General features: G+C 40.7%; 21 protein-coding genes and 1 riboswitch. Of the genes, 11 read left to right on the top strand and 10 right to left on the bottom strand.

The features are described from left to right. Nucleotides 1–54: 54 nt before the first annotated feature. The 9 genes from ilvN to RRU92_RS05010 form a co-directional block, all read right to left on the bottom strand. A complete protein-coding gene (ilvN, locus tag RRU92_RS05050) occupies nt 55–531 on the bottom strand; it encodes an acetolactate synthase small subunit (RefSeq protein ID WP_001253809.1) in 477 nt (158 codons plus the stop codon). Beyond that, complete coding sequence (locus RRU92_RS05045) at nt 524–2,224, bottom strand: acetolactate synthase large subunit (protein ID WP_315640852.1); 1,701 nt, start codon at nt 2,222–2,224, stop codon at nt 524–526. Before RRU92_RS05045 ends, ilvN begins: the two co-directional genes overlap by 8 nt. Nucleotides 2,225–2,436: 212 nt before the next feature. After that, nucleotides 2,437–3,126, bottom strand: a complete 690-nt coding sequence (gene rplA, locus RRU92_RS05040) for a 50S ribosomal protein L1 (protein ID WP_001085672.1) — start codon at nt 3,124–3,126, stop codon at nt 2,437–2,439. A 96-nt stretch (nt 3,127–3,222) separates the two neighbouring features. Then, entirely contained in the window at nt 3,223–3,648 is a 426-nt protein-coding gene (gene rplK / locus RRU92_RS05035; protein WP_001085808.1) for a 50S ribosomal protein L11, read from the bottom strand. 193 nt (nt 3,649–3,841) lie between these two features. Beyond that, a complete protein-coding gene (locus tag RRU92_RS05030) occupies nt 3,842–4,324 on the bottom strand; it encodes a GNAT family N-acetyltransferase (RefSeq protein ID WP_315640908.1) in 483 nt (160 codons plus the stop codon). Beyond that, on the bottom strand, nt 4,299–4,718 hold the full coding sequence (locus tag RRU92_RS05025; protein ID WP_311522598.1) for a chromosome partitioning protein ParB: 420 nt from the start codon (nt 4,716–4,718) through the stop codon (nt 4,299–4,301). The genes RRU92_RS05030 and RRU92_RS05025 overlap by 26 nt, the downstream gene beginning before the upstream one ends. Before the next feature lie 27 nt (nt 4,719–4,745). After that, nucleotides 4,746–5,396, bottom strand: coding sequence for a phosphatase PAP2 family protein (locus RRU92_RS05020; protein ID WP_311522599.1), 651 nt, complete (start codon nt 5,394–5,396; stop codon nt 4,746–4,748). Next, on the bottom strand, nt 5,386–5,949 hold the full coding sequence (locus tag RRU92_RS05015; RefSeq protein ID WP_153225064.1) for an ECF transporter S component: 564 nt from the start codon (nt 5,947–5,949) through the stop codon (nt 5,386–5,388). Before RRU92_RS05015 ends, RRU92_RS05020 begins: the two co-directional genes overlap by 11 nt. A gap of 158 nt (nt 5,950–6,107) precedes the next feature. Beyond that, a riboswitch (FMN riboswitch) is annotated at nt 6,108–6,326 on the bottom strand. 48 nt (nt 6,327–6,374) lie between these two features. Then, complete coding sequence (locus RRU92_RS05010; RefSeq protein ID WP_045763706.1) at nt 6,375–6,878, bottom strand: tRNA (cytidine(34)-2'-O)-methyltransferase; 504 nt, start codon at nt 6,876–6,878, stop codon at nt 6,375–6,377. Between the two features lie 393 nt (nt 6,879–7,271). Between RRU92_RS05010 and trkA the strand changes: the two genes are divergently transcribed. The 8 genes from trkA (at nt 7,272) to RRU92_RS04970 (ending at nt 18,419) form a co-directional block, all read left to right on the top strand. Beyond that, nucleotides 7,272–8,621 (top strand): Trk system potassium transporter TrkA, encoded by a 1,350-nt coding sequence (gene trkA, locus RRU92_RS05005; RefSeq protein ID WP_315640849.1) that lies wholly within the window; start codon nt 7,272–7,274, stop codon nt 8,619–8,621. A gap of 3 nt (nt 8,622–8,624) precedes the next feature. Next, on the top strand, nt 8,625–10,064 hold the full coding sequence (locus RRU92_RS05000) for a TrkH family potassium uptake protein (RefSeq protein WP_315640848.1): 1,440 nt from the start codon (nt 8,625–8,627) through the stop codon (nt 10,062–10,064). 843 nt (nt 10,065–10,907) lie between these two features. After that, nucleotides 10,908–11,600 carry a CPBP family intramembrane glutamic endopeptidase gene (locus RRU92_RS04995; RefSeq protein WP_315640846.1) on the top strand — a complete coding sequence of 231 codons (693 nt, stop codon included), beginning with the start codon at nt 10,908–10,910 and terminating at the stop codon, nt 11,598–11,600. 354 nt (nt 11,601–11,954) lie between these two features. Continuing rightward, on the top strand, nt 11,955–13,184 hold the full coding sequence (arcA, locus tag RRU92_RS04990) for an arginine deiminase (protein WP_315640844.1): 1,230 nt from the start codon (nt 11,955–11,957) through the stop codon (nt 13,182–13,184). Between the two features lie 67 nt (nt 13,185–13,251). Next, nucleotides 13,252–14,265 (top strand): ornithine carbamoyltransferase, encoded by a 1,014-nt coding sequence (gene argF, locus RRU92_RS04985; RefSeq protein ID WP_315640906.1) that lies wholly within the window; start codon nt 13,252–13,254, stop codon nt 14,263–14,265. 258 nt (nt 14,266–14,523) lie between these two features. Continuing rightward, nucleotides 14,524–15,471 carry a carbamate kinase gene (gene arcC / locus RRU92_RS04980; RefSeq protein WP_315640843.1) on the top strand — a complete coding sequence of 316 codons (948 nt, stop codon included), beginning with the start codon at nt 14,524–14,526 and terminating at the stop codon, nt 15,469–15,471. Nucleotides 15,472–15,564: 93 nt separating this feature from the next. Continuing rightward, on the top strand, nt 15,565–17,073 hold the full coding sequence (locus tag RRU92_RS04975; protein WP_315640842.1) for a YfcC family protein: 1,509 nt from the start codon (nt 15,565–15,567) through the stop codon (nt 17,071–17,073). Between the two features lie 17 nt (nt 17,074–17,090). After that, entirely contained in the window at nt 17,091–18,419 is a 1,329-nt protein-coding gene (locus RRU92_RS04970) for a dipeptidase (RefSeq protein ID WP_311522607.1), read from the top strand. 1,119 nt (nt 18,420–19,538) lie between these two features. On the opposite strand, the gene RRU92_RS04965 is transcribed toward RRU92_RS04970, so the two are convergent. Then, complete coding sequence (locus RRU92_RS04965) at nt 19,539–21,083, bottom strand: peptide chain release factor 3 (RefSeq protein WP_153225074.1); 1,545 nt, start codon at nt 21,081–21,083, stop codon at nt 19,539–19,541. Between the two features lie 212 nt (nt 21,084–21,295). Between RRU92_RS04965 and gatC the strand changes: the two genes are divergently transcribed. From gatC to gatB, 3 genes are read left to right on the top strand one after another with little or no spacing between them, the layout of a single operon-like run. Continuing rightward, nucleotides 21,296–21,598, top strand: a complete 303-nt coding sequence (gatC, locus tag RRU92_RS04960; protein WP_049548997.1) for an Asp-tRNA(Asn)/Glu-tRNA(Gln) amidotransferase subunit GatC — start codon at nt 21,296–21,298, stop codon at nt 21,596–21,598. Next, the gene (gene gatA, locus RRU92_RS04955; RefSeq protein WP_315640841.1) at nt 21,598–23,064 is read left to right on the top strand and encodes an Asp-tRNA(Asn)/Glu-tRNA(Gln) amidotransferase subunit GatA; all 1,467 of its coding nucleotides are present in this window, start codon (nt 21,598–21,600) and stop codon (nt 23,062–23,064) included. The genes gatC and gatA overlap by 1 nt, the downstream gene beginning before the upstream one ends. Continuing rightward, nucleotides 23,064–24,506: an Asp-tRNA(Asn)/Glu-tRNA(Gln) amidotransferase subunit GatB gene (gene gatB / locus RRU92_RS04950; RefSeq protein WP_248034668.1), complete on the top strand. Its 1,443-nt coding sequence runs from the start codon at nt 23,064–23,066 to the stop codon at nt 24,504–24,506. The genes gatA and gatB overlap by 1 nt, the downstream gene beginning before the upstream one ends. Nucleotides 24,507–24,512: the final 6 nt, after the last annotated feature.

Below are 24,512 nucleotides of genomic sequence, written 5' to 3'. Positions count from 1 at the left end.
TCTTTTCTATTTTTATTGCCTATTAGGCTAGTTTAACAAATTGAGGTTGGATTTTTAGTCGCGGGTAAATCCAGTTGCACCCGTACGAGCGATATTCTTAATACCATATGGTCGAATCACTCGAATTAAGGCTTCACTCTTTTCTGCATTCCCAGTCATCTGAATGGTAATGGAACTTGGAGCTACATCGACTACTGTTGCACGGAAAGGTTGGATAATAGCCAAAATTTCTGCACGTTTTTCAGCAGGAGCTGAAACCTTTATAAGAATCACTTCTCGTTCTAAGTGGGGTTGATCCGTGATATCACGAATGCGAATCACATCAATCTGACGATTAAGTTGTTTGATGATTTGCTCCACTTCATCATGTGAGGCAACATCAATGATAATGGTAATTCGTGATACATTAGGATTTTCCGTTGCGCCAACAGAAATGCTTTCGATATTGACTTGACGTCTCGATAAGACTCCTGTGAAGCGATTGAGAACACCTGAACGGTTTTGAAGTTTGGCTGTTAACATTCTACGCATTAAACTTCACCCCCAACATCTCATGATTACTCTTACCAGCTGGTACCATCGGTAAAACATGTTCTTTACGAGAAATGTCTACTTCAATAAACATTGGTACATCTTCAATGATGACTTCCAAATCCTTCTCAAGAGTTTCAGGATTATCAAACTTATAATTTTTAATCCCGTAGGCTTGAGCCATCAATTGAAAGTCTGGCAAGGTTTCAAATACCGACTCTGAAGTTCGACCATCATAGAAGGCTTCTTGCCACTGGCGGACCATCCCAAGTGAATGATTATTTAGCATGATGACCTTTATTGGAATCTTGTAAATGTTTAAGATTGCTAGTTCCTGATTGGTCATCTGGAAACCACCATCTCCGACAAAGAGAACAACTTCTTTATCTGGATTGGCAATCTTAGCACCAATAGCTGCAGGGACTCCGAATCCCATAGTTCCTAGACCACCTGATGTTACCAATTGACGCTCGTTCTGGTAAGGATAGTATTGAGCCGTCCACATTTGGTGTTGCCCAACGTCTGTTACGACAATGGCGTCACCATTGGTCAACTCACCGATACGTTCAATAACTGCTTGGGGTTGTACAACTCGTTCTTTCTTATCATATGAACGAACACGATTCTTATCTTTTGTAACTTTTTCAATCCACTTTTCAGTATTGTTACGAACGATTGGCTCAGCTAGTAACTGTTGCAAAGCTTTTTTCGCATCTCCAACAACTGGAATATCAACTGCGATAATCTTACCAATTTCTGCAGGATCGATATCTATATGCGCTACTTTAGCATTCTTAGCAAAGGTCTTAGGATTTCCTGTCAAACGGTCATCAAAACGACAACCAATAGAAATCATAAAATCTGCTTCTGTCATGGCAATATTAGCCGCAAAGGAACCGTGCATTCCACCCATTCCCAAAAACAGTGGATGGCTAGTTGCGATTGTTCCCTGTCCCAAAAGACTGGTAACAACAGGAATTTGATAACGCTCTGCAAATTCATTTAACTCTGCTGCAGCCTCAGCGTAACTAATACCACCCCCAGCTAACAAGACTGGCTTTTTAGCCTTAGACAATTGCTTCAAGATTTTCTTGATTTGCATATCATTTGGCTCAAGTGTTGGCTGATAACTTGGTAAATCTATCTCTGGAGAGTAAATGAAGTCTGTCTCGAGCGCAGAAACATCTTTTGGTAGGTCAATAACGACTGGTCCCGGACGACCTGTGGTCGCAATATGTACCGCCTCTGTAATAATCCGTGGAATATCCGCAGTTTCTCGAACCTGATAATTATACTTAGTGATTGGCATGGTGATACCAACGATATCAGCTTCTTGAAAAGCATCTTTCCCAATTCCAGCACGTGCTACTTGGCCAGTAAAGACTAAAAGGGGAACACTATCGCTCATAGCATCTGCGATCCCTGTAATGGCATTTGTAGCTCCTGGTCCGCTTGTGACGACTGCTACACCCAGTTTTCCTGTTGACTTAGCATAACCTTCAGCTTCGTGAAGACAGCCCTGCTCATGGCGACCTAGAATATGGCGGATTCCCTTAAAATTATAAATAGCATCATATAAAGGAAGTACCGCTCCACCAGGATAACCAAAAATCGTATCGATTCCTAAGTCACGAAGTGTTTCCAATACAAGATCCGATCCCGACTTAGGTGAGTCTAAAATGATTTTCTCCATCGTTCCCCTTTCTCTTCTCTTAAAAATAGCTTGTTACTATCATACCATTTTTTCAAAAATTTTCAAGAGAAAAGAGCAAATTTTCTGAATTTTCTATCTAGATACTTTACAATATCAAATAGATTAGAAAGTTTATACGTATTTTTATTTTTTGAATAGAAAAAAGGTTGAGACAAACTTGTCTTCAACCTTTCATGTTAAATCATTACTAATTAAAGTGAGTTAACGTCAACCTTGATACCAACACCTTGAGTAGTTGTGATTGTCAAGCTTGTTACGTAAGTTCCTTTAGCAGTAGCTGGTTTAGCTTTTTGGATTGTTTCGTTGAATGCTTTGAAGTTTTCAACCAACTTGTCAGCTTCAAATGAAACTTTACCGATGATGGCTTGTACGATACCTGCACGGTCTGCACGGTAAGTGATTTTACCACCTTTAGACTCTTCAACTGCTTTAGCAACATCCATTGTTACAGTACCAGTTTTAGGGTTTGGCATCAAGTTACGAGGTCCAAGGACACGTCCAAGACGTCCAACAAGGGCCATCATGTCAGGTGTAGCGATAACTACGTCGAAGTCCAACCAACCGTCGTTGATTTTAGCAACAAGGTCATCTTCACCAACGAAGTCTGCACCAGCAGCTTTTGCTTCTTCAGCTTTTGCACCACGTGCAAATACAAGAACGCGAGCTGTTTTACCAGTACCGTTTGGCAATACCATTGCTCCACGGATTTGTTGGTCAGCTTTTTTAACGTCAATGTTCAAGTTGTAAGCAACTTCTACAGTTGCATCAAATTTTGCAAAGTTAGTTTCTTTTGCAAGAGCTACAGCTTCTTCTACGCTGTATGCTTTTGTGCTGTCGATCTTCTCAAGAGCAGCACGAAGTTGTTTGCTTTTTTTAGCCATTTTCTATTCTCCTTGTAAGTGGTTCAATCGATTTTCATCTCCCACGTCACTTCTCGAAATGATGAAGTCTTGCGGGTTATATAGGGATGTTATTGATTAGTCAACAACAGTGAATCCCATAGAACGAGCAGTACCTTCGATCATACGCATTGCAGACTCAATGTTTGCAGCGTTCAAATCTGGCATTTTAGTTTCTGCAATTTCTTGTACTTGTGCACGAGTAACTGTAGCAACCTTAGTTTTGTTAGGTGTACCTGATCCTTTTTCAACACCTGCAGCTTTTTTCAAAAGAACAGCAGCTGGTGGTGTTTTTGTAACGAAAGTAAATGATTTGTCTTCGTATACTGAGATAACAACTGGAATGATCATACCAGCTTGGTCAGCAGTACGAGCGTTGAACTCTTTTGTGAATCCCATGATGTTGATACCAGCTTGACCAAGAGCAGGTCCAACCGGTGGAGCTGGTGTAGCTTTACCAGCAGGGATTTGCAATTTTACAAGTTTTTCGACTTTTTTAGCCATTTTTAAATCCTCCTTTGTGGTTTTGGCGGTAATTTAAAGATTTTTACCTCCCACAAGTATGCTTTACGCATACCCATCTATTATACACTATTTTAAAAAAAATGCAAGAGAAAATTTTATTTTTGATATTTCTTTCTGTTACACTTTTTTGGTGAAATCAATCTTCAGAATCTTCTACCACGATGGAGTGAATTCATTTGCTCAAAGTCAATACAAACCTCACTCCATTTTCAGTAGCGCCTCTTTCCACAAATCCAAGAGACTCAAAACATCTTATAGAGGTACGATTGAAAGTGTAGATTTCTTGAACGTTCAATTGTTTCCAACCCTTTTGACGAGCTAGATCAATCAAAGCCTTCAAAACCTTGCGTCCAAGTCCCTGATGTTGATAAGTCGGATTGCCAATCACAATAGGAAGATTCTCCTGAGATAAGGTTACATCCCCAATTGGAAGCCACTCTCCCTTTTCTCGAAACTCAATCCAGAACAAATCCCCGTATCTTTCTAAATAAGAATACATGGCATTTAATTTTTCTGAACTATAGGGTATTCTAATGCCGTCTACAAGTTCCACCAAATCCACATCTTGATACCAGGCCAAAGCTGCATCATGATGATCCGCTAAAAAATAGGGAACTAGACGCAAGGAATCATCTATCTGAATGATTTTTGTCATCATTTTCTAATCCTAATACTAGCTCCGCTGCTTGATTAAACCCATCACACCAGTTATACCATTTTGCTTCATACTCATCTTGAGGTAAGATATGATTTTTTAAATCCAGAACAGAGCATATCCTTCTTTTCTCACAAGCTTGCGCATAGAGTTGATAGAGTTCATCACCTCCATCTCTATCCCACTCAGCAGAAATCGTATTCTGGCCTATCAATAAAGCCTGATAAGCCCTGTGATGCCCATCTGTAATCAACAAATAATCTCCAAATGCAAGAACGCTAATTGGATCAACATTGATTAATTCTACCGACTGATAAAGCATCTGGATATTTTGTAACTTCTTTTCTGATAAATATAGTTGAGTCGGATGAAGATCTTTTATGTTGACTTCCATTTTTATCTCCTCAAGAAGGGGCAATTCCTACTTCTGCTTTCCTTTGAAGCGCCATTGAAAACGCAGTTTATCATAGAAAGGAAACTCCATAAACAAAACTCCTAGGCCTACACAAAGGCTGGCAATCACATCTGATGGGTAGTGAACTCCCAGATAAATTCTTGATACCAATACACTGAAGATGTATAAACTTAGCAAGATTTGAACGATTTTTCTCCAGACTGTATTCTTAATCCGTTGGCTCAAAATCACAATCAAAGTTCCAACCATAATCGTTACTGCCAGAGAATGTCCGCTTGGAAAAGAAAAACCTTTTTCTTCTACCAAGTGTAGAATTTCTGGCCGTGGTCTTTGGTAGATATTTTTAAAAGTTACGATTAAGATTCCAGCTAAAGTCAAATTCCCCAGCATGAGATAACTTTCCATCTTCCATTGCTTACGATAAAATATAAAAGCTACAATTAAAACCCAGCTAATAATGACTGGGATATCAATTAAGTGCGTAATTGCCCGAAAAAGAAGCGTTAAGGTCTCAGGTAAATCACCTCTAATGGCAGTCTGAATCGGCTGATCAAAACCGACCAGCATTTCTGGATAAAATTTGACAATATAGCCAATAATCATAAAAAGTAAAAGGGCAAAAGAGCCCTTCATCATAAATGTTTGTTTATCTTTCATAGTATTTTAAAGTTGGTTTCAAAAGGACAAACAACAACCAGAAAGAGATGGCAAAGATAATACCTTCAATCAGATTAAAAGGCAAAACCATAGTCATCAGGTAGTTGCTCAATCCTAAGATTTTCTCAATATTAAAATTAGCAAACTTAGCGTACAAAGGAACAGCATAAACATAGTTTAGAACTAGCATAGCTAGAGTTAAACCAAGCGTACCAGCTAGTGAAGCTAGGACGAAACGCATGGTTGTTCGCTCTTTTTCCCAAATCAAACCAAAAGCAAGTACAAAGACTCCCAAGGCAACAATATTCATCGGTAAACCAATATAGGTACTAACCCCTTGATTGTTCAGAAGGATTTTCAACAAGGACCGAAGGAAAAGCACTCCAAAAGCTGCTGGTAAATCCAAGACTACCAAGCCCACAAGGACCGGTAAAATACTGAACTCAATCCTCAAAAAGGATGCCGCTGGCAAAAGCGGAAAGTCAAAGTACATCAACACAAATGAAAGTGCTGATAGAATTGCAATGGTCGAAAGTCGACGTGTGTTTGTCATAACAGGTTCCTCCAATTTTCTATAAAATCAGAAGAAGTTGGAAAGGATTCCTCTATCTATCCTTTATTTTTATATTCCAAAAGTTCCCCCTCACTCTTTTTTTAGCAAGCGGTTGCAATTTACCTATAAAAAATCAATTAGAATAGACAAAGCCATTCTTTCGTCTTCTCCCATCCAGACTATACTGTCGGTTGTGGAATCTCACCACATCAGCTTGCGCTCGCGGACTTATTTGGCTAAGATATTTTAGATTTATCTAGGCGTCGTAGTCGAAGATAATACTTAAAGTATATCGAGACAAGACAACGACGAGAAAGCTAAAATAGCTAGTCAAATTTACCGCCGGTCGGGAATTTCACCCTGCCCTGAAGACCCCTTTATGATAACAAAAAAAGCTTGCAAGCGCAAGCATTTTATCTAAGTGTTTATTTCAACTTATCTGTTTCGTAAGTGTGAACCAGTTCGAGACCCGCAAAGTTTTGTTGACGAAGTGCTTCATAAACAATCATACAAACTGTATTTGAAACATTGAGACTACGAACATGCTCATCATTCATAGGAATGCGGAGAGCTTTTTCTGGATGCTCACGCATAAATTCCTCAGGCAATCCCTTATCTTCTCTCCCAAAAAGAAAATAATGATCTCCTTCTGTCGTAAAATCTGCATCTGAATAGACTTTTTCTGCAAACTTGGAAATCAAGTAGAGCTGACCATCCATTTTTTCCATAAAATCAGCCAAACTATCATAAAAATGAATCTCAAGCTTGTCCCAATAATCTAGACCTGCTCGCTTCATCTTACGGTCATCGATAGGAAAGCCCATCGGTTTAATAATATGAAGGGGCGCATTCGTTGCTGCGCAAGTACGAGCAATATTACCCGTATTTTGTGGAATTTGGGGTTCAAATAATACAATGTGATTTGCCATGCCTTGTTTCCTCTCACTAGTGCAAAAAAATAGCCACACTGCCCGGAGTCAAGCTCAGCAAACAGCGTGGTTAAGGCATCGTTAACTTACCTCACAACAGGTTTGAAGTAAATCAGCGAAACTACTGTTTTAGTATATCACTTTCAGCTTGATTGTCAATAGAAATGACTTGATTTTTTCATTTTTTTTACAAACATATTTACATTAGTTAAAAATGCTTCTGTATTCATTAGAATTAGACGAAAATAGCTGATTTATATCTTAAATTTTTAATAAGTAAGATTATCAATAGGACAATTTCCCACCCCAATAATGAAAAGAGTCGGTTGCCGAGTGCATTTTATTCTAAAAAAGAGTATGATAGATACATATTGAAAAAGTAGGTTATATAACATGAAGATTATTCTTGTCGGAGGGGGGAAAGTTGGTTCTGCCCTTTGTCGTTCACTTGTCGCTGACAATCATGATGTTGTCTTAATTGAACAGAACGAAACAGTTCTTAATTACATGACAAGCCGTTTTGATATTATTGGAATTGCAGGTAATGGGGCTGACTTTGCCATGCTAGAAGCTGCCAATGTTCAAGACTGCGATATTTTCATTGCTATGACTCAATATGACGAGGTCAATATGGTCTCTGCTGTCTTAGCTAAAAAGATGGGGGCTAAAGAAACCATCGTCCGTGTCCGCAATCCTGAGTATTCCAACCCTTACTTTAAAGAAAAAAATATTCTCGGATTTTCTCTCATTGTCAATCCAGAACTCCTAGCGGCTCGTGCTATTGCTAACATCATCGACTTCCCAAATGCTCTTTCTGTTGAGCGTTTTGTAGGTGGCTTGGTTAGTTTGATGGAATTTGTTGTCCGTAAGGATAGCAATATCTGTCAGATGTCTATCGCAGACTTCCGGAAAAAGTTTGGTAATGTGATTGTCTGTGCTATTGAGCGCAATCATAAACTGATGATCCCTAGTGGCGACCTTATTTTAGAAGATAAAGACCGTATCTTTGTAACAGGTCATCGTGTCGATATGATGCTTTTTCATAACTATGTCAAATCTCGTGTCGTTAAGAGTTTACTCATTATCGGAGCCGGAAAAATCGCCTACTACCTTGTTGGTATTTTGAAAGATAGCCGTATTGATACCAAGGTCATTGAACTCAATCCAGATCGCGCAGCATTTTTCAGTCAAAAATATCCGAAACTCTATATTGTACAGGGGGACGGAACTGCAAAAGATATTCTCCTAGAAGAAAATGCCCAACACTACGATGCAGTCGCAACCCTTACTGGAGTTGACGAAGAAAACATTATTACATCTATGTTCTTGGATAGTGTGGGTGTTCAGAAAAACATCACTAAGGTCAATCGAACCAGTCTCCTAGAGATTATCCATGCACCTGAGTTTTCTAGTATCATCACACCAAAAACCATCGCTGTTGATACGATTATGCACTTTATCCATGGTCGTGCCAATGCCCAGTATTCAGACCTTCAAGCGATGCACCACCTAGCAAATGGACAGGTTGAGACTCTTCAATTCCTTATTAAGGAAGCTAACAAGATGACTGGTAAACCTTTGTCTCAACTGAAACTCAAAAAAGATATTTTAATTGCTGCTATTATTCGCAATGGAAAAACTATCTTCCCAACTGGTGAAGATAGTCTTCAAGTCGGTGATAAGTTAGTTGTCATCACACTACTATCAAATATCACCAAGATCTATGATCTGTTAGAGAGGTAAGCTATGAATAGAAGTATGGTACGATTTCTTCTTGCAAAGCTACTCTTGATCGAGGCTGGTCTACTCTTAGTTCCAGTTAGCATTGCTCTTTATTATCGAGAATCGAGTCAAGTTTTTACAGCTCTTTTCTCTACCATCGGAATCCTTGTTGTTCTAGGTCTTCTGGGAATTATCAGTAAGCCTAAAAAACAGCGAATCTATGCAAAAGAAGGGGTCTTAATTGTTGCTCTCTGTTGGATTCTCTGGTCATTCTTTGGTGCCCTTCCCTTTGTCTTTTCAGGACAAATTCCCAATATGATAGACGCCTTCTTTGAGATTAGTTCTGGCTTCACAACAACGGGAGCAACCATTTTAAATGATGTTTCTGTCTTAAGCCGTTCTCTTCTATTTTGGAGGAGTTTTACTCACCTTATCGGAGGGATGGGGGTGCTGGTTTTTGCTCTAGCTATTATGGACAATGCTAAAAATAGTCACTTAGAGGTTATGAAGGCAGAGGTTCCTGGACCAGTATTTGGTAAGGTGGTATCTAAGCTAAAAAATACAGCTCAAATCCTTTATATCCTCTACATGGCTATGTTTGCCCTCTTTGTGGTTATTTATTACCTTGCTGGGATGCCACTCTACGATAGTTTTGTCATCGCTATGGGTACTGCTGGTACAGGTGGCTTTACTGTTTATAATGATGGAATTGCCCACTATCACAGTTCTCTCATTACCTATCTGACAAGTATCGGGGTTTTGATGTTTGGTGTCAATTTCAACCTCTACTACTACCTCATGCTCCGTCGTATCAAGGAATTCTTTTTTGATGAAGAACTCCGAGCCTATCTCTTGATTGTAGCCATATCAACTGGCTTAATCACGCTTAACACACTCCACCTCTACAGCGGAGTTTCACAAAGCTTTGAGATGGCCTTCTTCCAAGTATCTAACATCATTACCACTACCGGTTTTGGATATGGAGATATCACGAACTGGCCTTTGTTCTCTCAATACATCTTGCTAATGCTGATGGCAATCGGTGGTTCTGCTGGCTCCACTGCAGGTGGTCTCAAGGTTATTCGCGGAGTCATCCTCTCTAAAATTGCTAAAAATCAAGTCTTGTCTACCATATCACCTCACCGTGTGTTAACCCTTCAGGTTAATCAAACGGTTATTGATAAGGATACCCAGCACAAGATTCTGAAGTACTTTGTGGTTTATATCATGATTCTACTCAGTTTGATTTTCATCGTCAGTTTAGATACCAATAATTTAATGGTTGTCACGAGTGCTGTTTTCAGTTGCTTTAACAATATCGGTCCTATTTTAGGGACAACTGCAAGTTTCTCAATTTTTAGTCCATTTTCAAAACTTCTACTATCCTTTGCTATGATTGCAGGACGTCTTGAAATCTATCCAATCATACTGCTCTTTATGAAGCGCACCTGGTCTAAACGTTAGAACACCTATCTCCCCCCTTCAAGGAACCCTTGAAGGGGGATTTTTTAGTTTCAAAAGACAAGACAGCCCTAAAAATCGACAATTGGGAATTTAAGGATTTTTCTCTCCTATCTTTTAGCTATAATAAGAAAAAAATATAGGGGATACTTTATGGAAAAAGTCATAAAATCAATTCGACTACTCTTGTTCTTTGCCTTAATCCAACTGGCACTTTGTAGTTGTATCTTTTGGTCTGGAACGTCTCTGGCCCTCAAACAATCCTGTTTTTATTTTCTACTGGCTTTATTGGGCTTATCTGGGTCTTGTGCCTTTATGCATTATTTATCTAGTCACAACCTGAAAAGAGATAGACTGATTGATAGGAGTCGCTTTATCTTTTTATTGTATAGTATGATGATTGTGGTCAACCTCTGTGGTGTTGGACTGGTTCTGTCAGAGAGTATCGTCACTGTTAACTTACTTCAAAAAGAAGCTGTAGAACTCATCCTTCCCTCCTTCTTTTTTCTCTTTGGAGTTGATCTCGTTACCTTTCTCCCCTTGAAAAAATGGAGAAGGTTACAAAAAAATTCCAGTAGCAAGGAAGTGAGATTTTCCGTCATCATCATTTCCATTTTAATCTTCCTACGTAACCCAATCACCATTTTATCGATTGCTTTTTATATTGGCCTTGGTGCTCTATTTCTCAGTTTTTTATTCCCAAAAAATTTGAGACAGGAGGTATCATTCTACGGTCATTTGATTCGGGATATTCTATTTGTCGTCTGTACTTTCCTCTTATGGTAACAAATAGAATCCTCTCAGCAATTGTGTTATAATTAGATAAAAATTTTAGGAGACATATCAATGAACTTTTTTAAAGATTTTCGTAAACGACTCGCGTGGTTTGGGATTTTGTTAGTAGCTATCTTTCTATCTCAGACTCCTATGCTAACTCTATCTATACTAACTAAAATTCAGTTTAATCCAATCTGGTCACCAATTCTTGTGTCCCTCATTTCGATTCTTGTGATCGCTATCTTTTTATACGGAGCCCATAAGAGCAAGTTACTAGTATTTAAGCCTAAACTCTTAACGATTAATGATCTTCCTCGTATTGTTTTGAGTTATTTGACAATCTTTGTTGGAAATCTTGTAGGTGGCATCTGGTTACAACTCATAAAACAAACAACAACTTCTAATCAGCAAGTAATTAACAACCTTATTTCCGAAAGCTCTCTGATTAGCAGTTTCTTCCTCATCGTTTTAATCGCACCTATTTGTGAAGAAATCATCTGTCGCGGGATTATTCCTACCAAACTCTTCCAAGGCTACGAAAAGTTTGGCTATGTTATTGGTTGGTTGATCTTCCTCCTTGCGCACAGACCTTCTAATCTCCCTTCCTTCTTGATTTATGGCTGGATGTCAGCCGTCCTCACTTGGACTGCTTATCGTACTAGACGTTTGGAAATGTCTATCTCAGTCCATATGCTACTTAATAGTATCAGTTTCATCTTACTGGCACTCTTTACAATTTTTATGAAAAATTTCGGTATCTAATACCCAACTATTCTTCCCTTAGGCTAGATCAATCGTCCTAGTCTAAGGGATTTTTTTATTTCAACAAACTTTTCACCTCAAAAAATCCACCTTTTTTTACTATCTCAAAAGTTTTTTAAAAAAATTTTAAAAATATTTTTATGCATAAATTTTATAGAATATAAAAATAAGTTAACTTAACATGTATATTTGTGAATATTCTTATAAAAAAATGTAAGAAATCCTTTAAAATAGCCATTTTAAAGCCTTTTAGGCCTTATCATATCCCTTGTAATGCATATTAATTTGTGATACTATTAGCTTGTAAGCGATACCAATATCATTTGGTACACACGAGAAAAAAGGAGGATACACATGTCTTCACATCCAATTCATGTTTTCTCAGAAATTGGGAAACTGAAAAAAGTTATGTTGCACCGTCCGGGTCAAGAATTAGAAAACTTGATGCCTGATCACCTTGAGAGGTTGCTCTTTGATGACATCCCATTTTTAGCAGATGCCCAAAGTGAACACGACGCCTTTGCTCAAGCACTCCGTGACGAAGGAATCGAAGTGCTCTATCTTGAACAATTGGCTGCTGAATCATTAACTTCTCCAGAAATACGCGACCAGTTCATCGAAGAATATCTCAACGAAGCAAATATTCGTGGTCGACAAACTAAAAATGCCATCCGAAAACTGCTTCATGATATTGACGACAATCTTGAACTGATCAAGAAAACAATGGCAGGTGTTCAAAAAGTTGAATTGCCTGACATCCCTGAAGAAGGCAAAGGATTAACTGACTTGGTTGAATCTGACTATCCGTTTGCCATCGATCCAATGCCAAACCTTTACTTCACTCGCGACCCATTTGCGACTATCGGAAATGCAGTATCACTTAATCACATGTACGCCGATACACGCAATCGTGAAACACTTTATGGTAAGTACATCTTTAAGTATCATCCAATCTATGGTGGTAAGGTAGAGCTCATCTATAACCGTGAAGAAACTACTCGGATTGAAGGTGGAGATGAACTTGTTCTTTCAAAAGATGTCCTAGCAGTTGGGATCTCTCAACGGACTGATGCCGCTTCTATCGAAAAACTTTTGGTTAATATCTTCAAAAAGAATGTTGGCTTCAAGAAAGTTTTGGCTTTTGAATTTTCAAACAGCCGTAAGTTCATGCACTTGGATACTGTCTTCACCATGGTAGACTATGACAAATTTACAATCCACCCAGAAATCCAAGGCAATCTTCGCGTCTATTCCGTCACTTACGAAAATGAAGAACTCAAGATTGTTGAAGAAAAAGGAGATTTGGCAGAGCTCCTTGCTCAAAACCTTGGTTTAGAAAAAGTTACACTCATTCCTTGTGGTGATGGGAATATCGTTGCAGCTGCTCGTGAACAATGGAATGATGGCTCTAACACACTCGCTATCGCACCAGGTGTCGTAGTTGTTTATGAACGCAACACTGTGACCAATAAGAAACTTGAAGAACATGGACTTCGTCTCATTAAGATTCGCGGCAGGGAGTTGGTACGCGGTCGTGGTGGACCTCGTTGTATGTCAATGCCGTTTGAACGCGAAGACATTTAAATTCTTCCTATTTCTGCCTAGCATCTGCTAGCAGAATCATGCTTGTTAGAAAAGGATATATAGAATGATACATTCAGTATTTCAAGGAAGAAGTTTTCTAGCTGAAAAAGATTTTACCCGTGCAGAGCTCGAATATTTGATTGGACTTTCAGCTCACTTGAAGGATCTTAAAAAACGAAACATCGAACACCGCTATCTAGCTGGTAAAAATATTGCTCTTTTATTCGAAAAAACTTCTACCCGTACACGCGCAGCATTCACAACTGCTGCAATCGATCTTGGTGCACATCCAGAATACCTGGGGGCAAACGATATTCAACTAGGTAAAAAAGAAACTACGGAAGATACCGCAAAAGTTTTGGGACGTATGTTTGATGGTATTGAATTCCGTGGTTTTAGTCAAGATATGGTTGAAGAATTAGCTAAATTCTCTGGTGTTCCTGTTTGGAATGGCTTGACGGATAAATGGCACCCAACTCAAATGCTTGCAGACTACTTGACAGTACTAGAAAATTTCGGACATCTTGAAGGTTTGACATTGGTTTACTGTGGTGACGGTCGTAACAATGTTGCCAATAGCCTTCTAGTAACAGGAGCGATCCTTGGTGTGAACGTTCATGTCTTTTCACCAAAAGAACTCTTCCCAGATCAGGCAGTTGTTGCACTGGCTGAGGGATATGCCAAAGAAAGTGGGGCTCACATCCTCATCACAGAAGATGCTGATCAAGCTGTAAAAGGGGCTGATGTCCTTTACACTGATGTTTGGGTATCTATGGGCGAAGAAGATAAGTTTGCAGAACGCGTCGCTTTGCTAAAACCTTACCAAGTCAATATGGATCTTGTTAAGAAAGCAGGCAATGAAAACTTAATCTTCCTCCACTGCTTACCAGCCTTTCATGATACGAACACAATCTACGGCAGACAAGTAGCTGAGAAATTTGGTGTAAAAGAAATGGAAGTAACTGATGAGGTCTTCCATAGCAAATATGCTCGTCAGTTTGATCAAGCAGAAAATCGTATGCACACCATCAAAGCCGTTATGGCTGCTACACTAGGAAATCTCTACATTCCTAAAGTGTGATACAAACTATAAGAAACAGCTTAGGGGCTGAGACTAGTGTTTTAGTCCAGTCCCTTTTTGTAATAGTTACGAGCTCTGAGTTGAAATTCTCCAATAGTCACCATTCAAGCAAAAACCTCATAACAAGTAACTGCCTTCCAGTTATTCGCATTTCGAAATTCCAACTCAACTCGTCCCTACAAAATCTTTCTTCTCAACTTCCAAATCCAAGCCTTTAACCAAAATTGGCTTTTGTTCATCCAAAAGAAAGGAGCGCTCATGTCTCATCGTAAAATCGTTGTCGCTCTTGGAGGAAATGCCATTCTTTCCACAGATCCATCTGCTCAAGCTCAAGAAGCTGCTCTGGCAGAAACAGCACACCATCTGGTGAAACTCATCCAAAATGGTGATGAATTGATTATCACCCATGGCAATGGACCGCAAGTTGGTAACCTTCTCCTCCAACACCTAGCAGCGAATTCCGAAAAAAATCCTGCCTTTCCTCTCGATTCACTTGTTGCTATGACTGAGGGTAGCATCGGTTTTTGGCTCCAGAATGCTCTGGAAAATGCTTTACAGGATATTCATCTTGATAAAACTGTCGTTTCTGTTGTCACACAAGTTGTCGTGGACAAGAATGATCCTGCCTTTCTCAATCCAAGTAAACCCATTGGTCCATTCTACTCAGAAGAAGAGGCTAAAGCAGAAAGCGAAAAAACTGGGGCTAACTTTAAAGAAGATGCAGGACGTGGCTGGCGTAAGGTAGTGGCTTCTCCAAAACCTGTTCATATCAAAGAAATCGATAGTATACGCGCACTCTTAGATAAGGGACAAATTGTCATCGCAGCAGGCGGTGGAGGTATTCCTGTAACCAAAAATGAAAACGGTTACTTCTCAGGAGTAGAAGCTGTCATCGATAAGGATTTTGCATCGCAATGCTTGGCAGAGCTAGTCGAAGCAGATCTCTTCATCATTTTAACTGGCGTCGATTATGCCTATATCAACTATAACAAACCAAATCAAGAAAAATTGGAGCAGGTAACTGTTAACCAACTTCAAGAATACATCAAAGAGGGGCAATTTGCTCCTGGTAGTATGCTACCAAAAATCCAAGCTGCCATTGATTTTGTGACCAATCGTCCAGCAGGAAAAGCCGTCATCACTTCCCTCAGCAATTTGGGAGCCTTGATTGAATCTGATAGCGGAACAATCATCGTGAAAGAATAATAGTTTAGTCATACCTTTCAAGAAAGTTTAGTCAGCACTCTTGCCACATCATTCGTTTTTATACTGTGTGACATAGTTTAGGAGGAAAAACAAATGAGTGAAAATAAAAAAAGGTTTCAAATGCCCTCATCATACACTGTTTTGATCATCATCATTGCCATTATGGCATTTTTGACCTGGGTCATTCCTGCAGGTAAGTATAATACCAATGAAGCAGGTAACCTCATCGCAGGTACCTATCAAACTGTTGACTCAAATCCTCAAGGGATTTACGATGTCTTTATGGCACCAATTCGTGCCATGCTCGGTCACGAACCAACTAGCGCAGCAATCGATGTTGCCTTCTTTATCCTTATGGTCGGAGGTTTCCTTGGTGTCGTAAACGCTACTGGTACACTCGATGTAGGGATTGCCTCCATCGTTAAAAAATACAAGGGCCGCGAAAAAATGTTGATTCTCATCCTCATGCCCCTCTTCGCACTTGGAGGAACTACCTATGGTATGGGAGAAGAAACCATGGCCTTCTATCCCCTTCTTATTCCTGTAATGATGGCAGTTGGTTTTGACAGTATCACTGCCGTAGCCATCATCTTACTAGGTTCTCAAGTTGGTTGTTTGGCATCTACATTGAATCCATTTGCTACTGTTATCGCTTCTGATACTGCAGGAATCTCTTCTATGGATGGGGTTATTCTCCGTGTTATCTTCTGGTTTGTAATGACAGGTATCAGCACTTACTTTGTCTATCGTTATGCAGAAAAGATTCAGAAAAATCCGACTAAATCACTCGTTTACGCTCAACGCGAAGAAGATATCAAACACTTCAATGTTTCAGAAAATGATGATGCACCATCTACTTTGAGCAAGAAACAAAAACATGTCCTCGCTTTATTTGTATTAACCTTTATCATTATGATTGCAAGTTTCATCCCTTGGGTTGATTTGCATGTTACTGTATTTGAAGACTTCAAGAATTGGTTAATCGGCCTTCCTGTAATTGGAGGAGTTATCGGTTCATCTGCTCTACCATTTGGTAGCTGGTACTTCCCAGAAGGCGCTATGCTCTTTGCCGTTATGGGGATTTTGATCGGGGTTGTCTATGGTCTCAAAGAAAGCAAGATTGTCTCAACCTTCCTAACTGGTGCTGCAGATTTACTTTCAGTTGCCTTGATTTGTGCGGTTGCTCGTGGTATCCAAGTTATCATGAACGATGGTATGATTACTGCAACCATCCTACACTGGGGTGAAGTTGGCCTTCAAGGTCTCTCTCCTCAAGTCTTCATCGTATTGACCTATATCTTCTACCTACCTATGTCCTTCCTTATTCCTTCTTCATCTGGTCTTGCTAGTGCAACTATGGGTATCATGGCTCCTCTTGGAGAGTTCGTCAATGTTAAAGCAAGTCTTATCGTCACTGCCTACCAATCTGCATCTGGTGTCCTTAACCTTGTGACTCCTACTTCAGGTATTGTTATGGGTGCTCTTGCTCTTGGTCGTGTCAGCCTTGGAACTTGGTGGAAATTTGTTGGAAAACTCGTCATCGTCATTGTCGTTGCAAGTATTCTACTTCTCATCTTAGGTACCTTAGTGCCATTCTTATAGTAAAGAGGGAAATACGGATGAAATCCTATATTACAGAATCAATCAAAGAAGATTTTCTTCAAAGTTTGAAAACAATCATCTCTTATCCTTCTGTTCTCAATGAAGGCGAAAATGGCACTCCCTTTGGTCAAGCCATTCAAGATGTCCTGAAAAAAACTCTGGACTTGTGTCAAGAACTTGGTTTTAAAACCTATCTGGATCCTCAAGGATATTATGGTTATGCAGAAGTTGGTGAGGGGGATCTCCTTGCTATCCTCTGCCACCTAGATGTCGTTCCTGCAGGCGATTTGACAGACTGGGAAACTCCTCCATTTGAAGCTAGTATCAGAGATGGACGGATTTATGGTCGGGGTGCGCAGGATGATAAAGGACCTTCTCTTGCAGCCCTTTACGCAGTCAAAAGCTTGCTTGACCAAGGAATTCAATTCAAAAAACGGGTTCGTTTCATATTTGGTACTGATGAAGAAACCCTTTGGCGTTGTATGGCAAGATATAATGCCATTGAAGAACAGGCCAGCATGGGATTTGCTCCTGACTCATCATTCCCATTAACCTATGCAGAAAAAGGGCTCCTTCAAGTCAAACTTCATGGACCTGGGTCAGAACAACTCTCCTTAGATATAGGTGGAGCCTTTAATGTCGTACCTGATAAGGCAACTTATCAAGGACCACTTATGGAACAACTCCAAGAAGGTCTAGTAGTTGCTTGTTATGATTATCAACAAAATGATCAGTCCCTTACTGTTCTAGGACTATCTAAGCATGCCAAGGATGCCAGTCAAGGGATTAATGCAGTCATTCGTCTAGCCACCATCCTTGATTCTATTCAATCCCATCCTGCACTTACATTTCTTGCCAAAGAAGTTGGTCAAGATGGTCAAGGAAAAGGAATCTTTGGTGATATCAGCGACCAGCCTTCTGGACATTTATCCTTTAATGTGGCCGCCTTAACCATTACTCCCGAAAGTTCTGAGATTCGAATTGATATCCGAATCCCAGTCCTTGCAGACAAGGATGCCCTTGTTCATCAGCTGAAAGAGCGCGCAAAAGCTTACCAACTTAGCTACCAAGAATTTGACTACCTAGCGCCACTTTACGTGGCAAGAGATAGTATGCTCGTCACTACACTCATGCAGGTTTATGAAGAAAAAACTGGTGACAATAGTCCCGCTCTATCATCTGGCGGCGCAACCTTTGCACGTACCATGCCAAACTGTGTCGCTTTTGGTGCCCTCTTCCCAGGAAGAGAGCAAACAGAACACCAAGCAAATGAATATGCTATCTTAGATGATCTCTATCATGCTATGGATATCTATGCTGAAGCTGTTTACCGATTAGCGACCTAAAAGACCTCCTAAACTCCGTCCCAAATCGGGACGGAGTTTTAGGAAAATTAGGAAAATTTTGAATAGCAAGCTACAACAAAAGCCAAGGAAGGGATTTTCTTGGCTTTTTGCAATAGTTTTAAGGTAAGTTACCAACTCAGGCACTCTTTTTTCATTAGGACACACAGTTTTACAAATCAATTCTATTTGCCAAACGCAGTTAGAAAGGCAGGCAGCTAGACCGCTTCCTTTCTGTTACTAGGCAAACTGCCATAGCGGTTACCGATTGTTACACTACAACACGGAGTTTAGCAAATCGATCATATTTGCCAAACGAAGTTAGTGAGATAGGCAGACACTTTGCTTCCTTGCCATTACGACGGAAAAATCCACGAATCAAAACCATTCGCGGGTTTTGCCTAGTGAAGCGTTTAGGCAAATCGCCTTAACGGTTACCAATTGATAGATTACGACACGAAGAGGAGAAAACGATTATTTTTCGTCGATGAGTTAGTAAGGCAATCAGGCCACTTTCTACCCATCACGATGTAAAGTTTTACGAATCGATAATATTCGTAAAACTTTACTAGTGGAGCGCCTAGCCAAGTTCTATAGAAACTTGGCGTTAGTTACTTAGATTGTTATACAACCACATAAATTTACTGAACTACGACACGGAGTTTAGCAAATCAATTTCATTTGCCAAACGCAGTTAGTAAGGCAGGTAGCTAGACCGCTTCCTTACCATTACGACGGAAAAATCCACGAATCGATACCATTCGTGGACTTTGCCTAGTGAAGCGTTTAGGTGAACTGCCATAGCGGTTACCATTTATTAGATTACGACACGGAGTTTGGCAAATCGATTCTATTTGCCAAACGTAGTTAGTAAGGCAGGTAGCTAGACCACTTACTACCCCTTACGACGGGAAAATCCACGAATCAAAACCATTCGCGGATTTTTCCTAATGAAGCGTTTAGGTAAACAGCAATAGCAGTTACCGATTATTAGATTACGACACTGAGTTTTACAAATCGATTCCATTTGTAAAACTCAGTTAGTAAGGCAGTTAGCTAGTTCGCCAAATAGCGACTAGCGTCCAACAATTAGGAACTTTAGTTCCAATTGTTGGTACTGAGTTACATCTTCTCCTCCAACTCTACATCTGGATACTTGTCCGCAAACCAGCGGAGGGCAAAGTCATTCTCAAAGAGGAAGACTGGCTGGTCAAAACGGTCTTTGGCCAAGATATTTCGGCTTGATGACATCCGTTCATCCAAGTCCTCAGGCTTGATCCAACGAACAGTCTTTTTACCCATTGGGCTCATGACTACTTCAGCATTGTACTCGCCTTCCATACGGTGCTTAAAGACTTCAAACTGGAGTTGACCAACAGCTCCTAGCATGTACTCGCCTGTTTGGTAATTCTTATAAAGCTGAATAGCTCCCTCTTGCACCAATTGCTCAATCCCCTTGTGGAAAGATTTTTGTTTCATGACGTTCTTAGCAGAAACTTTCATGAAAATCTCAGGAGTAAAGGTTGGCAGTGGTTCAAATTCAAATTTGTTTTTCCCAACTGTCAAAGTATCTCCCACCTGATAAGTACCAGTATCGTAAACTCCGATAATATCACCTGCCACGGCATTGGTCACATTTTCACGACTTTCCGCCATAAACTGAGTAACATTTGACAGCTTAGCTCCCTTACCAGTACGAGGGAGATTAACACTCATACCACGCTCGAATTCACCCGATACGATTCGAACAAAGGCAATACGGTCACGGTGACGAGGGTCCATGTTGGCTTGGATTTTAAAGACAAATCCTGAGAAATCCTTGTCATAAGGATCCACAATTTCGCCATCTGTTTTCTTGTGTCCATGTGGTTCTGGAGCAAACTTAAGGAAGGTCTCAAGGAAGGTCTGCACCCCAAAGTTAGTGAGGGCTGAACCAAAGAATACTGGTGTTAATTCACCCGCAAGGATGGCTTCTTCTGAGAATTCATTTCCAGCTTCTTGCAAGAGCTCGATGTCATCCTTGACTTGCTCGTAGAATGGGTTGCTAGCAAATAGCTTGTCCCCATCTTCCAGACTAGCAAAGCGTTCATCCCCTTTATAGAGCTCTAAACGTTGGTTATAAAGGTCATACAAACCTTCAAAGGCTTTCCCCATCCCGATTGGCCAGTTCATCGGGTAGCTAGCTATGCCCAAGACTTCTTCCAATTCTTGCAAGAGATCTAGTGGTTCACGACCGTCACGGTCCAGCTTGTTCATAAAGGTAAAGACTGGAATCCCGCGGTGTTTGACAACCTCAAATAATTTCTTGGTTTGGGCCTCGATACCCTTGGCAGAGTCCACTACCATGACCGCAGCATCCACCGCCATCAAGGTCCGATAGGTATCTTCTGAGAAGTCCTCGTGCCCTGGCGTGTCTAGGATATTCACACGCTTGCCATCATAGTCAAACTGCATGACAGATGAGGTTACCGAAATCCCACGTTGTTTCTCGATATCCATCCAGTCAGACTTGGCAAAAGTCCCTGTTTTCTTTCCTTTTACAGTACCAGCCTCACGAATCTCGCCCCCAAAGTAGAGCAATTGCTCAGTGATGGTTGTTTTCCCCGCGTCCGGGTGAGAGATAATGGCAAAGGTACGACGTTTCTTAATTTCTTCTTGAATATTCATAAGTTCTCTTTCTTTGATTCTCTATTTTTCTTGTTTCAATGGCTAAGAATGATTTCTACATTGGATTTTACCATTCCTTTCAACACTCCATTATATCGGATTTTAGCATTTTTTTCAATTTCTATTTCTTTTCAGTTCCGCCTCCCTTATTTATAGGAAAATATGGTAAAATAGAACAGATAAATAATCATCATTTCACGAAAGGATACCAGATGAAAATTACGCAAGAAGAGGTAACTCACGTTGCCAATCTTTCAAAATTAAAATTCTCAGAAGAAGAAACTGCTGAGTTTGCGACAACACTCTCAAAAATTGTTGATATGGTCGAATTGCTGGGCGAAGTCGACACTACTGGTGTTGAAGCAACGACTACCATGGCAGATCGCAAGACCGTTCTTCGCCCAGACGTAGCCGAAGAAGGAACTGACCGTGATCGCTTATTTAAAAATGTACCTGAAAAAGATAACTACTATATCAAGGTACCAGCTATTCTGGATGATGGAGGAGATGCCTAATGACTTTTAACAATAAAACGATTGAAGAGTTGCACAACCTCCTTGTATCTAAGGAAATTTCTGCAACCGAACTAACGCAAGCAACGCTTGAAGATATCAAGGCGCGCGAAGAGGCTATCAACGCTTTTGTTACCATCGCTGAAGAGCAAGCTCTTGCTCAAGCCAAAGCTATTGATGAAGCTGGAATTGACGCTGACAATGTCCTTTCAGGAATTCCGCTTGCTGTTAAGGATAATATCTCTACAGACGGTATCCTGACAACTGCTGCCTCAAAAATGCTCTATAACTATGAGCCTATCTTTGATGCAACAGCTGTTGCTAATGCAAAAGCGAAAGGCATGATTGTCGTTGGAAAAACCAACATGGACGAATTTGCCATGGGTGGATCAGGTGAAACTTCTCACTATGGTGCCACTAAAAATGCTTGGGACCAGACAAAGGTTCCTGGTGGTTCATCCAGTGGTTCTGCCGCAGCCGTAGCTTCAGGACAAGTCCGCTTGTCACTTGGTTCTGATACTGGTGGTTCTATCCGCCAACCTGCTGCCTTCAACGGGATTGTTGGTCTCAAACCGACCTACGGAACGGTTTCTCGTTTCGGTCTCATTGCCTTCGGTAGCTCATTAGACCAGATTGGACCTTTCGCACCAACTGTTAAGGAAAATGCTCTCTTGCTCAACGCTATTGCCAGCGAAGACGCCAAAGACTCTACTTCTGCTCCTGTCCGCATCGCTGACTTTACTTCAAAAATCGGTCAAGACATCAAGGGCATGAAAATTGCTTTGCCTAAGGAATACCTTGGTGAAGGGATTGACCCAGAAGTTAAGGAAACTATCCTGAACGCCGCTAAACACTTTGAAAAACTTGGTGCCATCGTTGAAGAAGTCAGCCTTCCTCACTCTAAATACGGTGTTGCCGTTTACTACATTATCGCTTCATCTGAAGCTTCATCAAACTTGCAACGCTTTGACGGTATCCGTTACGGCTATCGTGCAGAGGATGCGACTAATCTTGATGAAATCTATGTAAACAGCCGTAGCCAAGGTTTCGGTGAAGAGGTGAAACGCCGTATCATGCTAGGGACTTTCAGCCTTTCATCAGGTTACTATGATGCTTACTACAAGAAGGCTGGTCAGGTTCGTACCCTTATCATTCAAGATTTCGAAAAAGTCTTTGCGGATTATGACTTGATTTTGGGACCAACTGCTCCTAGCGTTGCCTACGACTTGGATTCGCTCAACCATGATCCAGTTGCTATGTACTTGGCTGACCTCTTGACAATTCCTGTCAACTTAGCTGGTCTACCAGGGATTTCTATTCCTGCTGGATTTGTTCAAGGTCTACCAGTAGGACTCCAATTGATCGGTCCTAAATACTCTGAAGAAACTATCTACCAAGCTGCTGCTGCTTTTGAGGCAACAACAGACTACCACAAACAACAACCTGTGATTTTTGGAGGTGATAACTAATGAACTTTGAAACAGTCATTGGACTTGAAGTCCACGTAGAGCTCAACACCAATTCAAAAATCTTCTCACCTACTTCTGCCCACTTTGGAAATGACCAAAATGCCAACACTAACGTGATTGACTGGTCCTTCCCAGGAGTTCTGCCAGTTCTCAATAAGGGTGTTGTCGATGCTGGTATCAAGGCTGCACTCGCTCTTAACATGGACATCCATAAGAAGATGCACTTTGACCGCAAGAACTACTTCTACCCTGATAATCCTAAAGCCTACCAAATTTCTCAGTTTGATGAACCAATCGGTTACAACGGTTGGATTGAAGTGGAACTAGAAGATGGTACGACTAAGAAAATCGGTATTGAACGTGCTCACTTGGAAGAAGACGCTGGTAAAAACACCCATGGTACAGATGGTTACTCTTATGTTGACCTCAACCGCCAAGGGGTGCCTTTGATTGAAATCGTATCTGAAGCAGACATGCGTTCACCAGAGGAAGCCTATGCTTACCTAACTGCCCTCAAGGAAGTCATCCAGTACGCTGGTATTTCTGACGTCAAGATGGAAGAAGGTTCAATGCGTGTAGATGCTAACATCTCCCTTCGTCCTTATGGTCAAGAAAAATTCGGTACCAAGACTGAATTGAAGAACCTCAACTCCTTCTCAAATGTTCGCAAGGGTCTCGAATACGAAGTTCAACGTCAAGCTGAAATCCTTCGCTCTGGTGGTCAAATTCGCCAAGAAACACGCCGTTACGATGAAGCTAACAAGGCAACCATCCTCATGCGTGTCAAAGAAGGTGCTGCTGACTACCGTTACTTCCCAGAACCAGACCTACCTCTCTTTGAAATTTCTGACGAGTGGATTGAAGAAATGCGTACGGAGTTACCAGAGTTTCCAAAAGAACGCCGTGCGCGCTACGTCTCTGACCTCAGCTTGTCAGACTATGACGCTAGCCAGTTAACTGCAAATAAAGTCACTTCTGATTTCTTTGAAAAAGCTGTCGCCCTCGGTGGTGATGCCAAACAAGTTTCTAACTGGCTCCAAGGTGAAGTCGCTCAATTCTTGAACGCCGAAGGTAAGACACTGGAACAAATCGAATTGACACCTGAAAACTTGGTTGAAATGATTGCTATCATCGAAGATGGTACGATTTCATCTAAGATTGCCAAGAAAGTCTTTGTTCACCTAGCTAAAAATGGTGGTGGAGCGCGTGAATACGTGGAAAAAGCTGGTTTAGTTCAAATCTCAGATCCTGATGTTTTGATTCCAATTATTCATCAAGTCTTTGCGGATAACGAAGCCGCTGTTGCCGACTTCAAGTCAGGAAAACGTAACGCTGACAAGGCCTTCACAGGATTCCTCATGAAAGCGACCAAAGGCCAAGCCAACCCACAAGTCGCCCTCAAGCTACTTGCCCAAGAATTGGCTAAGTTAAAAGAAGATTAAGCGGAA

This window comes from Streptococcus sp. DTU_2020_1001019_1_SI_AUS_MUR_006 (assembly GCF_032340315.1).
Taxonomy (GTDB): domain Bacteria; phylum Bacillota; class Bacilli; order Lactobacillales; family Streptococcaceae; genus Streptococcus.
The sequence above is the reverse complement of the archived record's forward strand: the minus strand, read 5'-3'. Positions and strand labels throughout refer to the sequence as shown.